Raw genomic sequence first — 13,658 nt, forward strand, 5'->3', positions numbered from 1 at the left:
GGGAAACGCATACGGGCGCAGTACCGTGGACGGGTGGACAACAGGCAAGCAATCGGCTCATGGCTCTCCGGCCCGCGCGCGGCCGCCGAGGAGATGGGCGTCGACTTCGGGCACCGGGGCGAGCGCCTCGGGCTCCCCGCGGAGGGGCCCGGCTCGATCGCCCCGCTCGGGCGGCGCTTCGGCGCCGTCTTCATCGACTGGGCGCTGTGCATGCTCATCGCCTACGCCTTCCTCGCGGACGGAAAGCCCCAGCAGGCGGGCAACTGGGCGCTGCTGATCTTCTTCGTACTCAGCGTCGTCACCGTCGGTACGGTCGGCTGCACTCCCGGGAAGCGGCTCCTCGGGCTGAGGGTCGTCGCCGAGGGCGGGGGACGGCTCTCCGCGCCCCGCGTCCTGTTCCGCAGCGTACTCCTCGCCGTCGTCATCCCGGCCGTCATCTGGGACCGCGACACCCGCGGACTCCATGACAAGCTCGCCCGCGCCGTCCAGGTGCGGGTCTGACGACCAGCGAATGATCAGCAATTAATAATGAGGGCGGGGCCGGATCTTTCGATCCCGGCCCCGCCCTCATTCGTCGCTCGGTGCGCCTTCTCAGCGGCCCTTCGGCATCCGCGCGCCCTTGGGCAGCGGACCCTTCGGGATCGGCATGTTCTTCATCGGGTCCCCGAGCGCCCGCAGCCGGTCGGTGGTCGCCGTGACCTTGTCGCCCGGGACCACCTGCGGCAGCTTCGCCAGCGTCATGCGCATCTTCTTCAGCGGCAGCTGGCCCTCGCCGTTGCCGATGATGAAGTCGTGCACCGGGACGTCCACGATGCGCGCCATCTTGCGCTTCTCGGCCGCCAGCAGGCCCTTGACCCGGCCGGGGTTGCCCTCGCCGATGAGCACGATGCCGGCCTTGCTGACCGCGCGGTGGACCATGTCCCCCTCACGGGTGAAGGCGACGGGGGACGTCGTCGTCCACTTCCGGCCCATCTGCTGCTCCAGGATGGCCGCGGCCGCGCCCAGCTGGCCCTCGATCTTGCCCTGGTACGCACGCTGGGCGCGCTGCCCGAAGACGATCGCCATCGCGAGGAACGCCAGCAGCACGCCGAGAATGCCCAGGTAAACCGGGTGGCCGATCGCGAAGCCCACGGCGAGCAGGACACCGAGGACGACGATGCCCACGCCCGCGACGACCAGACCGACCTTCGGATCGGCCTCTCGCGTCATCTTGTAGGACAGGACGATCTGCTGCAGTCGCCCCTGCTTCTCAGCCTGCTTCTCAGGTGTTGCCTTCCTCGCCATAAGGCGAAGTTTACGTCGCCTGCGGACCGGGGGCCGCCACGGCCTCGAGCACGTGCTGCGCCTCCCGCCGGTCCTTGGCCCGGCGGCGGTCCTCCAGCACCGCGGTCCAGGCGTTGCGCCGTGCGGTGCGCTGGCCGCCGCGCATCAGCAGCCCCTCCAGGGCCCGCAGGGCCCCGGTGACGGACGGAGGCCGCACGGAGAGCGTGGCGGGCAGGGCGGAAGCGGCACGGGCGGCGACTGTCGCCGTGGCTGCGTGGGCGGGCGCGGCCTGCATGTGATGTCTCCTCGGGAGCGGAGTGATCAGTGGGCAGCGGGGGGCTGGAGGTGCGCACCGGTGGAGGCGGAGCGTGACGTGCGGGAAGAGCGGGAAGAGCGGGGCGAAGCGTACGGAGTTCTGTGCGCACTGGGAACTGCTGTGCGTACCCTCATCGTCACGGAACGGTGTTACCAATGGATGACCCCTTGGTCAAACACCTATGAAACGTTGACGCGGCCCGCACCGTCCCCCACCGTCCGGCGGGGGAGGCACGGGCCGCGTCCACTGGTCTGTGAGCGAGCCGGAGCCGCAGGTCAGACCGCCTGGCTCGACGGCGCGGCGGCGCGCCGCTCGATCGCCTGCTGGTACAGGCGGCCGGCCCGGTACGACGAACGGACCAGGGGGCCGGACATGACGCCGGCGTAGCCGATCTCCTCGGCCTCCGCCTTCAGCTCGACGAACTCCTGCGGCTTCACCCAGCGCTCCACGGGGTGGTGCCGCGGCGACGGCCGCAGGTACTGGGTGATGGTGATGAGCTCGCAGCCCGCCTCGTGCAGGTCGCGCAGGGCCTCGCTGACCTCGGACCGCTCCTCGCCCATGCCCAGGATCAGGTTGGACTTGGTCACCAGGCCGGCCTCGCGGGCCTTGGTGATGACCTCCAGCGAGCGCTCGTAGCGGAAGCCGGGGCGGATGCGGCGGAAGATCCGCGGCACGGTCTCGACGTTGTGCGCGAAGACCTCGGGGCGCGAGGCGAAGACCTCGTCCAGCAGCTCGGGGACGGCGTTGAAGTCCGGCGCGAGGAGCTCGACCTTCGTGCGGCCGTCCGCGCGCTCCGCGGTCTGCAGGTGGATCTGGCGCACGGTCTCGGCGTACAGCCAGGCGCCGCCGTCCGCCAGGTCGTCGCGGGCGACGCCGGTGATCGTGGCGTAGTTCAGGTCCATCGTGACGACCGACTCGCCGACGCGGCGCGGCTCGTCCCGGTCCAGGGCCTGGGGCTTGCCGGTGTCGATCTGGCAGAAGTCGCAGCGCCGGGTGCACTGGTCGCCGCCGATGAGGAAGGTGGCCTCGCGGTCCTCCCAGCACTCGTAGATGTTGGGGCAGCCCGCCTCCTGGCACACGGTGTGCAGGCCCTCGCGCTTCACCAGGCCCTGCAGCTCGGTGTACTCGGGGCCCATCTTCGCGCGGGTCTTGATCCACTCGGGCTTGCGCTCGATGGGGGTCTGGGCGTTCCGGACCTCCAAGCGCAGCATCTTGCGTCCGTCGGGTGCGACTGCCGACACGTCCGGCTCCCTATGACTTCGATTCCTCGGCGGACACCAGGGTACGCCCGTTATTTCCTACGCTGGTCATTCCTGTGCCCTGGGCAACTCATGGAGCCCCGGGCGCATTCCCCCGCCGGCGGCCGGCCCGCCCCCGGCGGTGGCCGGCCCGCGGCTAGCTCGCCCGGGCCTCCACCGGGCGCGGCTGCGGCTCCGCCGCCTCCAGGACCTCCCGCAGGTGCTTCTCCACCAGCGGCAGCGCCTCGGCCACGGTCACCCGCCGCCCCAGCTCGTTCGAGAGGGAGGTCACGCCCGCGTCGCGGATGCCGCACGGGACGATCCGGTCGAACCAGGTGTTGTCAGGATCACAGTTCAGCGCGAAGCCGTGCATCGTCACGCCCTTGGCGATCCGGATGCCGATCGCCGCCAGCTTGCGGTCCTCGCGGCGCTGGCCGGCGTTCGACGGGGCGTACTCCGGGCCGTTCAGGCGGGGGTCGAACTCCTCGTCCGCCAGCCGCGGGTCGAAGTCCAGGGAAAGGCCGCCGATCGCCGGGCGCTCCTCGACGGGGTCGCCCAGCACCCACACGCCGCTGCGGCCCTCCACGCGGGTGGTCGCAAGGCCCAGCTCGGCGCAGGCGCGGATGAGCGCCTCCTCCAGGCGGCGGACGTGCGCGATGACGTCCACCGGGCGGGGCAGCTTGAGGATGGGATAGCCGACGAGCTGGCCCGGGCCGTGCCAGGTGATCTTCCCGCCGCGGTCCACGTCCACGACCGGGGTGCCGTCGAGGGGGCGCTCGCTGTCCTCCGTGCGCCGTCCCGCGGTGTAGACCGCCGGGTGCTCCAGCAGCAGGCAGGTGTCCGGGATCTCGTCCGCGAACCGGGCGGCGTGGACCCGGCGCTGCTCCTGCCACGCCTCCTGATACTCGACGGCGTCCGCCCCGAAGCCCAGGTGGACGAAGCGCAGCTCACTCACGGCGGCTCCTCAGCTCCTCTTCAGCCCTTTTCGGCCCTTTGAGGCCTTCTCCAACATGCTCCTTTGCCACTGTACGGGCGCCCGCCGGCATCCCTGCAGGCGGGCGGGGCACGGCGGGCGGAGGGTGCGCCGCGGGCGGTTGCGGCGGCGAGGGCAGCTCGGCCCGCCGTCCGGGTGAATTTGATCTGTCCTCACACGATCGGATGAATGCGGGGCGAAGGGAGCGATCAGGGCGTTGGGGACCGCTAAGTTCGCGCCGTTCCAGAACGAGATCAGGGAGACCGGCAGGCTGATGACGGAACGACCCCCGCAGCGCATCCCCAACCGTCAGCTCGCCGCGTTGATCGCGGAGGCGGGCTTCTCCAACGCAGGGCTGGCTCGGCGAGTCGATCAGTTAGGGCTTGAGCACGGCCTCGACCTGCGCTACGACAAGACGTCCGTCACCCGCTGGCTGCGCGGCCAGCAGCCCCGGGGCACCACCCCGGCGCTGATCGCCGAGGTCTTCACCCGGCGGCTCGGGCGGCGGCTGTCCGCGCAGGACCTGGGGCTGGACGCCTGCGCCCCGGTGTACGCGGGGCTCGAATTCGCCGCGTCCCCGGAAGAGGCCATTGACATCGTCAGCGGCCTCTGGCGCAAGGACTCCGGCAGCCACACCGAGCTCCGGAAGATCGCCTTCACCCCGGCCGGGCTGGTGGTGCCCAGCCGGGACTGGCTGATCGGCCGGGCCGACGAGCGCGTCGCCCGCGGGGCCCCCGCCGGCGAGGGCGGCCGGGTCCCGGCCCAGGGTCGCGCGCACCAGCCCCGCCAGCGGCACATCGACCGCGGCCCCGGCGGCCGCGTCTCGATGGGCGACATCGCGGCGCTGCGCTCGGTCGGCGAGCTCTTCCGCACGCTCGACCACGCCTACGGCGGCGGGCACGCCCGCCAGGCCCTCGTGCGCTACCTGGAGCACGAGGCCGAGCCGATGCTGCGCGGCACGTACGGGGAGGCGACGGGGCGCCGGCTCTTCGCCGCCGTCGCCGACCTCACCCGGCTCGCCGGGTGGACCTCGTACGACATCGCCGCGCACGGGCTGGCGCAGCGGTACTTCGTCCAGGCGCTGCGGCTCGCGCAGGCCGCGGGGGACCGCTCCTACGGCAGCTACGTCCTCGTCACGATGAGCCGCCAGGCGGTCTACCTCGGCCACGGCCGGGAGGCGGTGCAGCTGGCCAGGGTCGCCCAGCAGGGCATCGGGTCCAGCGCCCCGTCGGTGGTGCAGTCGCTGCTCCACGCGGTGGAGGCGCGCGGGCACGGCGTGCTCGGAGAGGTACGGGCCTGCTCGGCGTCGCTGGCGCGGGCGGAGCGGGCGCTGGAGTCCGCCCGCCCGGGCGACGACGTGCCGTACTGGGCCCGCTTCTTCGACGAGGCCCAGCTGGCGGACGAGTTCGGGCACTGCCACCGCGATCTGCAGCAGTACCGGGCCGCGGCGCAGCACGCCGAGCGCTCGCTGCAGCTCCGCAGCCAGGCGTACGCCCGCAGCCGCCTCTTCTGCCGCGTGGTGCTGGCCACGGCGCGGCTCGGCCTCGGCGAGCTGGAGCAGGCGTGCCAGCTGGGGGCGGAGGCGGCGCAGGCGGCGGCGGAGATGCGGTCGGTGCGGGCGCTGGAGTACATCCGGGACTTCGAGCGCCGGCTCGAACCGTACCGGGATGCGGCGGCGGTGCGGGCGTACCGGGAGAAGGTGGCGGTGCTGTAGGCGGGCCTGCGGCCCCTCCACCACCACGGGTCCGCCTGCGGCGGGCTGTGCCGGTCCCTGGCCGGGGGTGTGATCGGCACCGCGGGTCACCTCCGGTGGGGGCTCGCCGTTGCGGCGGGTGTTCTCGCCTGGCGGCGAGGGGCCTTGGGCTCGCTACGTTTCGGCGCCACCGGTCGCCTCCGGCGGGGGTTGGCTGTCGTTACGGCGGTGGTTTTTGCCTGTCGGCAAGGAGCCTTGGGCTCGGTGCCGGGGTTGGACCCAGGGCCTGAGGCCTGTCCGGCACCGCCGGTCTCCGCCGTCTCGGCTCGGCGCCGTTGCGGCGGATTCAAGAGGCGGGGCCTCTTGGCCTCCGGCTCCGCTGCCTGCGGCAGGCAGTTCCTTGCCGCAGGCAAGAACCCCCCGCCGCCGTGGCGGGCAACCCCCACCGGGCGTGGTCGGCGGTGCCGTGCCGGACGCGAGTCGTACGGCAAGCCCCCGCCGGAGGCGTTACGCCGCCTGGAGTTCTTCCGAGTCCTGGCCGGCGCGGATGCCCAGGTCGCGGAGGACGGCCAGGGCCGCTCGGCGGCCCGAGAACAGGGCGCCCTGGACCGTGCTCGTGTCCCGGTGGTCGCCGCAGACGTAGAGGCCCGACAGCAGCCGCACCGGGCGCCGTACGTCGTGCGGAGCGGGCATGGCCGGGACGGCCTCCGGGTCGTGGTGGGCGGCGAGCAGCTGCCAGTCGCCGGTCGTGGTGCCGTAGACGCGGGCGAGCTGCGCCCGCGCGGCGCGGTCGAGTTCGGCGGTGGGCAGCGAGGCCGCCGCGCCCAGCACCGTCGAGGTGATCAGGGGCCGCCCGGCGGGCGCCCGCGAGGGGTCGACCTCGCTGGCGACCATCGTGTGCGCGACGGGCCCGTGCCGCCCCGCGGCGATGATGAGCGAGGCCTCGCGCAAGGGCGGCCGGGGGGCGGTGTGGTGCAGCACGGTCACGGGGTGGAAGCCCGGCATCCGCAGGCCGGGGATGAGCTCGGCCGCGGCGCGCGCACCCGTGGCCACGACCACGGAGCGGCAGCGCAGCTCGCCGTGCTCGGCGGTGGAGACCGAGGTCGTGCAGGCGGCCTTGGCGTGGACGCCGGTCCGCACGGTACCGGGCGGCAGCAGCGCGGCGAGCAGCGCCGGCACGGTGTCCGCCCCGCCGGCCGGCAGACAGAGGCGGCCTCGTGCGTAGCCCCGCAGCACGAGGTCGGCGCAGCGGCTCGACGTGGTGAGGTCCGGATCGCACAGCAGGGACGCCAGGAGGGGCCGCAGGAAGCCCTCGACGGTGCGGGCCGGCAGGCCGCGCCCGGAGAGCGTCTCGGCGGTGGGCCGGTCGGGGCGCGCGAGGACGCGGTGGGCGGGCAGCGCGGCGAGGCGGCCGAGGGCGGTGCCCAGGCGGGCCTGGTCGAGGCCGCCGGCCCGGGAGGCCCGCGCCGTGCGCGAGGCGCGGGCGGCGGTCGCGAAGGCCCGTGCCGTGGGGAAGACGCGCTTGGTGGAGCGGGGTTCGCCCGTGCGCTGGTTGCGCCCGTCGGCATGGACGAGCACGCCCGGGGTGAAGGGCCGCAGCACCAGGGCGTCCAGGCCGGGCGTGCGGAGCAGCTCCGGGAAGGAGGTGTTGAGCAACTGGGCCGTCCGGTCCAGCAGGAAGCCGTCGGTGCGATCGGTGGTCATCCGCCCGCCGACGCGGGGAGCGGCCTCCACGACGATGACCGACACTCCCGCGGCCGTGAGCCGGTGGGCCGCGGAAAGCCCGGCGAGGCCGGCTCCCACGATGACGACGTCGGCGTCGATGGCGGTGTCGCGTGCGCTGCTGAGCACGTGCCCTCCCGGGTTCGGTCCGCTCGCTCGGTGCCCTGATGCCCTCAACGGGCAGCGCCGATGCGCGATTTGACATGACCGTAGAGAGAAATTCGGTCAATAACAGTCGCGCACGGACAGAGCACGGTCGCACGGTGGGTAGCACGGCGGGCCGCCCCGTGCGCGGTCCGTGGTCAGCGTGTGTCCGCCAGCGCGGCCCGTACGGCGCTCTCGATGTCGGGGCACGCGAAGGAGAACCCGGACTCCAGCAGCCGCCGGGGCACGACCCGCTGGCTGCCCAGCACGTCGGAGGCCATCTCGCCGAGGGCCGCCCGCAGCACGGGGCCGGGCACGGGGAGCAGGGCCGGGCGGTGCAGCACCCGCCCCATCACCTCGGCCACCTGACGGTTCGTGACCGGATGCGGGGCGGTCAGATTGACGGGTCCGGACAGCGAGGCGTCCTCCAGGAGGTGCCGGAGCGCGGCGACGTGGTCCTGCAGGGCGATGAAGCTCCAGTACTGCCGGCCGCTGCCCATGCGCCCCCCGAGCCCCGCCCGGAAGAGCGGGAAGAGCTTCCCCCACGCCCCGCCCCGCCGGGACACGACGAGCCCCGTACGCGCGTAAACGGTCCGTACGCCCGCCTCGGCGGCGGCCGCGGCAGCCTCCTCCCACTGCTGGCAGACGCCGGCCAGGAAGCCGTGCCCGGGCGGGGTGTCCTCGTCGGCCAGCCGGTCGCCGGTGTCGCCGTAGATGCCGATCGCGCTGCCGCTGACCAGCACGCGCGGCGGGGTGTCGAGGGAGGCGACGGCCTCGGCGATCGCGGCGGTGCCCAGGACCCGGCTGTCCCGGATCTCCTTCTTGTACGCGGCCGTCCAGCGGTGGTCGCCCACGCCCGCGCCCGCCAGGTGGACCACGCCCGTACAGCCGGCGAGCCCGGCGGCGTCGACGGTCTGGCGCACGGGGTCCCAGGAGACCTCGCCCCGTGCCCGCGCGGGGCGCCGCACGAGGCGCACCACCTCGTGGCCGTCCGCCCGCAGGGAGCGCACGAGCGCCGTGCCGATGAGCCCGGAGGAGCCGGTGATCGCGATCCGCATACGCCCCATCCTGCCCCCGGCCCCGGAAAAAATGACACAGGAGCGGCGGGGCGTGCCTGGCACAGTGAGCCCATGGAGAAACCGATCATCCGTACGGCCACGGAGGCCGACGACGGCCCGCTGGCGGAGCTCGACGCACGCACCTGGTCCACCCTGCACGCCGTCCAGCCGCGGCCCGTGCCGCCCTACGAGCCCTTCTTCACCGAGCGGAACCGGCCCGAGCACATCCTGGTGGCCGAAGCCGCCGGCCGGCCCGCGGGCTACATACGGCTGGTGCCGCCCACACCGCTCGCCGTCAACGCCCACGTGCGCCAGATCCAGGGCCTCGTCGTCGACGACGCCTTCCGCGGGCGCGGCATCGCCCGGGCGCTGCTGCGGGCGGCGGGCGAGGAGGCCCGCCGGCAGGGGGCGACCCGCCTCACGCTGCGCGTGCTCGGGCACAACACGCCCGCCCGCGGCCTCTACGAGGCGGAGGGCTTCGTCGTGGAGGGCGTGCTGCCGGGGGAGTTCCTGATCGACGGCGTGTCCGTGGACGACGTGCTGATGGGCCGGTCGCTGACCTGAGGCCCCGGACGGCCGTGGCTGCCCGGCCGGCCGGGGCCGTCATTCCGCGAAGCGCTCCCACAGGCGCGGGAAGCGCTCGGCGAGCGCCGCCTCGTCCTCCAGGTCGACGACCGTGCCCAGCGGTTCCGACGGGGGGTCCGGCAGCCCCAGGTCCGGCGTCTCCACCCCGGTGAGCTGCTCGTACGCCTCGTCGGCCGCGTAGCCGAGGTCCTCGCCGTCCCCGTCGACCTCCTCGTCGAAGTCGTCCAGCAGGTCGGCGAGGTGGTCCGGGTCGTGCAGGGCGCCCTCGAAGACCTCCCGGCCCTGGCCGATCAGCCAGCACCGGAAGTAGTCGAAGGCGTCGTCGCTCGCGCCGCTCAGCAGGATGGCCGCCGCGCCCCACAGGTCCCAGGTGTACGAGCGGTTGTAGCGGGCCTCGAAGTGCCGGGCGAAGTCCAGCACGCGCTCGGGGTCGAGCTGCATCAGCCGGTCGACCAGCAGGTCCGCCTGGTCCTCGGCGTCGCCGTCGGCCGCCTCGCGCGTGGCGTCGATCAGCTCCCAGAACTCCGTCTCGTCCACGCCACCAGCATCGGGCCAAGCCCCGGACCCCGCACGCGGAGCGCGGCGGATGCGGCCGTGTCGTTACCGGGACGCGTCACCGGGCGCGCTGTGACGTGCGATACAGGACAGAGGGTGTCTTGATTCGGTGACAGGGTCACGGTCGCAGCCGAGGAGAGGAGACCCGGGGACATGAGCACGGGCACGGGCACAGGGACAGCGACAGGGGCAGGGGCACAGGACGGCCGTCCGCTCGCGGGCAAGGTGGCGCTCGTGGCGGGAGCCACCCGCGGCGCCGGCCGCGGCATGGCGATCGAGCTCGGCAGGGCGGGCGCGGTCGTCTACGCGACCGGGCGCACCACGCGCGAGCGGCGCAGCGAGATCGGGCGGCCCGAGACGATCGAGGAGACCGCCGAGCTGGTGACGGCGGCCGGCGGCACGGGGATCGCCGTGCCCACGGACCACCTGGAGCCGGAGCAGGTGCAGGCGCTCGTCGCCCGCATCGAGCGGGACCACGGGCGGCTGGACGTGCTCGTCGACGGCCTGTGGGGAGGCGACCACCTCGTCGGCTTCCCCGACGCCTTCACGCGCAGGATGTGGGAGCACGACCTGGACGCGGACCTGCGCATCCTGCGGCTGGGCATCGACTCCCACGTGATCACCAGCCGCTTCGCGCTGCCGCTGCTGACCCGGCGGCCCGGCGGGCTGGTGGTCGAGGTGACCGACGGAACGGCCGGCTACAACGCGAAGTACCGCGGCCACCTCGCCTTCGACCTCGCCAAGTACGCGCCGATCCGCATGGCCATGGGGCTCGGGGAGGAGCTGCGGGACCTGGGGTGCACCGCGGTCTGCCTCACGCCGGGGTACCTGCGGTCGGAGGCGATGCTCGACACGTACAAGAAGGTGACCGAGGAGACCTGGCGCGACGCCCTGCGGGAGCACCCCCACTTCTGCATCTCGGAGAGCCCCGCCTACATCGGGCGCGCGGTGGCCGCGCTCGCCGGCGACCCCGGGGTGGCGCGCTGGAACGGGCAGTCCCTGTCCAGCGGGCAGCTGGCCCGCGTCTACGGCTTCACCGACACCGACGGCACGCAGCCGGACGCCTGGGGCTACTTCACGGCCCTGGAGGCGGGGGAGGACCCGCAGGAGGCGGACTACCGGTAAGGATCCGTAGGAATTCGTGAGCGGCGGGCTACCCGTAGAGGCCGGCGCTGCGGGCCGCCGCCTCCGCGAAGCGTTCGCGCAGCCCCGGCGGCTCCAGGACCTCCGCCTCGGGGCCGAGGGCCAGCAGCTGGTCGTAGGCCACCTCCAGGGACTCCACCGGCAAGGTGACCGTCACCCGGCCCGCACCATCCGGCGGGCCCGCCGCCGCCAGCGCCTCCCGCGCCGCCGCGCGGTCCGTCACGTGGGGCAGGCGCCTCGCTCCTTCGGGGGTGAGGCGCACGCCGACCTGCTCGCGCAGGATCGAGCGGGCGAACTCCGCCGCCCGTTCCTCCCAGAAGGCCGGCAGGTCGAACGTCTCGTCCCGCTCGAAGCGGTCCGCCCCGGCGGCCACGGCCGTGAAGCGGTCCACGCGGTAGACGCGGAACTGCTCGCCGGCGCGGGCCGCGAGGTACCAGATGCCGCCCTTGAGCACGAGCCCGTACGGCTCCAGCGCGCGCTCGGCCTCCGTCTCCCGCCGCCGGTAGCGGGCGGTGATCGGGCGGTCGTCCCAGACGGCGTCCGCGACGGCGGGCAACAGGGCGGGCGGGTCGCCCTCGCGCCACCAGCCCGGTGCGTCGAGGTGGAAGCGCTGGGCCGCCGACGCCGAGGCGTCCCGGAGCTCGGGAAGGAGGGCGGCGGAGACCTTGAGGCGGGCGGCCGAGGCCGCGTCGGCCAGGGGGATCTCGCGCAGCGCGGAGGGCACCCCGGACAGGAAGAGCGCCTCCGCCTCCGTACGCCCCAGGCCCGTCAGCCGGGTGCGGTAGCCGCCGACGAGGCGGTAGCCGCCCGTGCGGCCGCGGTCGGCGTAGACGGGAACGCCCGCCTCGGACAGTGCGAGGACGTCCCGGGCGACGGTGCGCTCGGAGACCTCCAGCTGCCGGGCCAGCTCGGCGCCCGTCATGGACGGCCGGGACTGGAGCAGCAGGACCAGCTTGATCAGCCGTGCGGCACGCATGAGCAAAAGGGTAAGGGGAGTGGCGACAGGAGCCGGTGCGCAGCCAGGGCAGGAAGACGCACGGGCTCCTGTCGTCACTTCTGAGCCGTACCGCGACACAGGACAGGGCGCACGGGACGGCTCGGACGAGACTGTACGCCCCTGATCGATGATCGATCAATCCTTGCAGGCCACTCGGTTTCTCAGATCCGCGGCGCGCAGCTCAGCACGTGCGTCTTCAGCAGCTCCCCGATCGCCGGATCGCGCCGCCGGAACGCCGCCACGATCTCCGCGTGGTCCTCGGCGTGCGCCCGCGGCTCGGGGCTCAGCCAGCGGATCGACAGCGTCGTCCACACCTCGATGCCCAGCGACTCCCACGTGTGCAGCAGCACGGCGTTGCCCGCCGCCTTCACGATCTCGCGGTGGAAGGCCACCGTGTGCCGGACCTGCGCCTCCCCGTCGCCCGCCCGGTCCGCCTCGTAGAGCGCCGCGACCTGCGGCTCCAGCGCCGAGACGTCCTCGGCCAGCACGGGCGCGGCCAGCTCCGCGGCCACCTGCTCCAGGCCGGCCCGTACGGGGTAGCTCTCCTTGAGGTCCGTGGCGGTCAGCTCGCGGACCCGTACGCCCTTGTTGGGCGAGGACTCGATCAGCCGCAGCGACTCCAGCTCGCGCAGCGCCTCGCGCACCGGCGTCTGGCTCACCGCCAGCTCGGCGGCGATCCGCCGCTCGACGATCCGCTCGCCCGGCTGCCAGCGCCCGCCGACGATCCCTTCGAGGATGTGCTCGCGGATCTGCTCACGCAGCGAGTGCACGACGGGTGTGGCCATGGGAGGAGCTCCTCAGCGGGGTGGTGCGCGGTGGTGCGGTGCGGGGCACGGTGGGGTCAATTATCCCGGCGGCACACAAGGGCGCGGCCCCGGCTCGTACGAAACGAGCCGGGGCCGCGCCCTGCTGGTGCCCTGCCGGAGCCGCGAGGACTACAGGCCGATCTCGGCCTCGAACTCGGCGGCCTCCAGGAGCTCCTTGACCGCGGTCAGGTAGCGGGCGGCGTCGGCGCCGTCCACCAGACGGTGGTCGTAGGAGAGGGTCAGGTACGTCATGTCGCGGACGGCGATGGTCTCGCCCAGCTCCGGGTGGTTGATGACCACCGGGCGCTTGACGGTCGCACCGATGCCCAGGATGGCGACCTGGTTCGGGGGCACGATGACCGTGTCGAACAGCGCACCGCGCGAGCCGGTGTTGCTGATCGTGAAGGTCGCGCCGGACATCTCGTCCGGGCTGATCTTGCCGGTGCGGACCTTGCCGGCCAGCTCCGCGGTCTTCTTGGCGATGCCCGCGATGTTGAGGTCACCCGCACCCTTGATGACCGGGGTCATCAGGCCCTTCTCCGAGTCGACGGCGATGCCGACGTTCTCGGAGTCGAAGTAGGTGATGGTGCCCTCGTCCTCGTTGATCCGGGCGTTGATGACCGGGTGGGCCTTCAGCGCCTGGACGGCGGCCTTGACGAAGAACGGCATCGGGGACAGCTTGGCGCCCTCACGGGCGGCGAAGGCGTCCTTGGCCTTGTTGCGCATCCGCATGATCTTGGTGATGTCCACCTCGACCACGGAGCTCAGCTGGGCCTGGCCGTGCAGCGCCTTCATCATGTTGTCGGCGATGACCTTGCGCATGCGCGGCATCTTGACCGTCTGACCGCGCAGCGGGGACGCCTGCAGCGCGGCGGCCTTCGGCGCGGCCGGAGCGGCGGCGGCCGGGGCCTGCGCCGGAGCGGCGGCCTTGGCGGCCTCGGCGGCGGCCAGGACGTCCTGCTTGCGGATGCGGCCACCGACGCCGGTGCCCTGGACCGAGGTGAGGTCCACGGCGTTCTCGGCGGCGAGCTTGCGCACCAGCGGCGTGACGTACGCGCCGTCGGTCACCGCGGCAGCGGCGGCCGGAGCCGGAGCGGCCGGGGCGGCGGCCGGGGCCTGCGCCGGAGCGGCGGCCTTGGCGGCCTCGGCGGCGGCCAGGACGTCC

The 13,658-nt window shown here is 73.6% G+C and carries 14 protein-coding genes; 4 read left to right on the top strand and 10 right to left on the bottom strand.

Features of this window, described 5'->3' with window-relative positions; genetic code table 11:
* The first annotated feature begins 33 nt into the window (after positions 1–33).
* Entirely contained in the window at positions 34–501 is a 468-nt protein-coding gene (locus ACSNOH_RS15315; protein ID WP_436721875.1) for an RDD family protein, read from the top strand.
* Positions 502–591: 90 nt separating this feature from the next.
* Here ACSNOH_RS15315 and ACSNOH_RS15320 read toward each other — a convergent pair whose 3' ends face one another.
* From ACSNOH_RS15320 to lipB, 4 genes are all read right to left on the bottom strand, one after another.
* Positions 592–1,284, bottom strand: coding sequence for a DUF4191 domain-containing protein (locus tag ACSNOH_RS15320; RefSeq protein WP_436721876.1), 693 nt, complete (start codon positions 1,282–1,284; stop codon positions 592–594).
* 10 nt (positions 1,285–1,294) lie between these two features.
* Positions 1,295–1,558: an SCO2195 family GlnR-regulated protein gene (locus ACSNOH_RS15325; protein ID WP_436721877.1), complete on the bottom strand. Its 264-nt coding sequence runs from the start codon at positions 1,556–1,558 to the stop codon at positions 1,295–1,297.
* A gap of 296 nt (positions 1,559–1,854) precedes the next feature.
* Positions 1,855–2,820: a lipoyl synthase gene (gene lipA, locus ACSNOH_RS15330; RefSeq protein ID WP_436721878.1), complete on the bottom strand. Its 966-nt coding sequence runs from the start codon at positions 2,818–2,820 to the stop codon at positions 1,855–1,857.
* A 154-nt stretch (positions 2,821–2,974) separates the two neighbouring features.
* Positions 2,975–3,772, bottom strand: a complete 798-nt coding sequence (gene lipB, locus ACSNOH_RS15335) for a lipoyl(octanoyl) transferase LipB (protein ID WP_436721879.1) — start codon at positions 3,770–3,772, stop codon at positions 2,975–2,977.
* A 292-nt stretch (positions 3,773–4,064) separates the two neighbouring features.
* Here lipB and ACSNOH_RS15340 point away from each other — a divergent pair, with 292 nt between their 5' ends.
* On the top strand, positions 4,065–5,504 hold the full coding sequence (locus tag ACSNOH_RS15340) for a regulator (RefSeq protein ID WP_436721880.1): 1,440 nt from the start codon (positions 4,065–4,067) through the stop codon (positions 5,502–5,504).
* A gap of 486 nt (positions 5,505–5,990) precedes the next feature.
* Here the strand turns inward: ACSNOH_RS15340 and ACSNOH_RS15345 are convergent, their stop codons facing one another.
* Both ACSNOH_RS15345 and ACSNOH_RS15350 read right to left on the bottom strand, forming a co-directional pair.
* Positions 5,991–7,334 carry an NAD(P)/FAD-dependent oxidoreductase gene (locus ACSNOH_RS15345; RefSeq protein ID WP_436721881.1) on the bottom strand — a complete coding sequence of 448 codons (1,344 nt, stop codon included), beginning with the start codon at positions 7,332–7,334 and terminating at the stop codon, positions 5,991–5,993.
* 173 nt (positions 7,335–7,507) lie between these two features.
* Positions 7,508–8,416: a TIGR01777 family oxidoreductase gene (locus tag ACSNOH_RS15350; protein ID WP_436721882.1), complete on the bottom strand. Its 909-nt coding sequence runs from the start codon at positions 8,414–8,416 to the stop codon at positions 7,508–7,510.
* 63 nt (positions 8,417–8,479) lie between these two features.
* On the opposite strand from ACSNOH_RS15350, the gene ACSNOH_RS15355 reads away from it, so the two are divergent.
* Positions 8,480–8,971: an N-acetyltransferase family protein gene (locus ACSNOH_RS15355; RefSeq protein WP_436721883.1), complete on the top strand. Its 492-nt coding sequence runs from the start codon at positions 8,480–8,482 to the stop codon at positions 8,969–8,971.
* Positions 8,972–9,010: 39 nt separating this feature from the next.
* Here the strand turns inward: ACSNOH_RS15355 and ACSNOH_RS15360 are convergent, their stop codons facing one another.
* On the bottom strand, positions 9,011–9,529 hold the full coding sequence (locus tag ACSNOH_RS15360) for a DUF4240 domain-containing protein (protein WP_436721884.1): 519 nt from the start codon (positions 9,527–9,529) through the stop codon (positions 9,011–9,013).
* A gap of 171 nt (positions 9,530–9,700) precedes the next feature.
* Here ACSNOH_RS15360 and ACSNOH_RS15365 point away from each other — a divergent pair, with 171 nt between their 5' ends.
* Positions 9,701–10,672 (top strand): SDR family oxidoreductase, encoded by a 972-nt coding sequence (locus tag ACSNOH_RS15365; protein WP_436721885.1) that lies wholly within the window; start codon positions 9,701–9,703, stop codon positions 10,670–10,672.
* 28 nt (positions 10,673–10,700) lie between these two features.
* Here ACSNOH_RS15365 and ACSNOH_RS15370 read toward each other — a convergent pair whose 3' ends face one another.
* The 3 genes from ACSNOH_RS15370 to ACSNOH_RS15380 form a co-directional block, all read right to left on the bottom strand.
* On the bottom strand, positions 10,701–11,666 hold the full coding sequence (locus ACSNOH_RS15370; protein ID WP_436721886.1) for a helix-turn-helix transcriptional regulator: 966 nt from the start codon (positions 11,664–11,666) through the stop codon (positions 10,701–10,703).
* Between the two features lie 182 nt (positions 11,667–11,848).
* Positions 11,849–12,472 carry a GntR family transcriptional regulator gene (locus ACSNOH_RS15375; RefSeq protein ID WP_436721887.1) on the bottom strand — a complete coding sequence of 208 codons (624 nt, stop codon included), beginning with the start codon at positions 12,470–12,472 and terminating at the stop codon, positions 11,849–11,851.
* A 150-nt stretch (positions 12,473–12,622) separates the two neighbouring features.
* Positions 12,623–13,658: 2-oxo acid dehydrogenase subunit E2 (locus ACSNOH_RS15380; RefSeq protein ID WP_436721888.1), on the bottom strand; the 1,036-nt coding region annotated here is incomplete at its 5' end.

This window comes from Streptomyces sp. URMC 127, from assembly GCF_051386535.1.
GTDB lineage: Bacteria > Actinomycetota > Actinomycetes > Streptomycetales > Streptomycetaceae > Streptomyces.

Bases quoted from the DNA above. Each gene is read 5' to 3' on its own strand.
- ACSNOH_RS15365 (WP_436721885.1), top strand. From the start codon at position 9,701: ATGAGCACGGGCACGGGCACAGGGACAGCGACAGGGGCAGGGGCACAG.
- ACSNOH_RS15325 (WP_436721877.1), bottom strand. From the start codon at position 1,558: ATGCAGGCCGCGCCCGCCCACGCAGCCACGGCGACAGTCGCCGCCCGT.
- ACSNOH_RS15320 (WP_436721876.1), bottom strand. From the start codon at position 1,284: ATGGCGAGGAAGGCAACACCTGAGAAGCAGGCTGAGAAGCAGGGGCGA.
- ACSNOH_RS15370 (WP_436721886.1), bottom strand. From the start codon at position 11,666: ATGCGTGCCGCACGGCTGATCAAGCTGGTCCTGCTGCTCCAGTCCCGG.
- ACSNOH_RS15355 (WP_436721883.1), top strand. From the start codon at position 8,480: ATGGAGAAACCGATCATCCGTACGGCCACGGAGGCCGACGACGGCCCG.
- ACSNOH_RS15340 (WP_436721880.1), top strand. From the start codon at position 4,065: ATGACGGAACGACCCCCGCAGCGCATCCCCAACCGTCAGCTCGCCGCG.
- ACSNOH_RS15375 (WP_436721887.1), bottom strand. From the start codon at position 12,472: ATGGCCACACCCGTCGTGCACTCGCTGCGTGAGCAGATCCGCGAGCAC.
- ACSNOH_RS15350 (WP_436721882.1), bottom strand. From the start codon at position 8,416: ATGGGGCGTATGCGGATCGCGATCACCGGCTCCTCCGGGCTCATCGGC.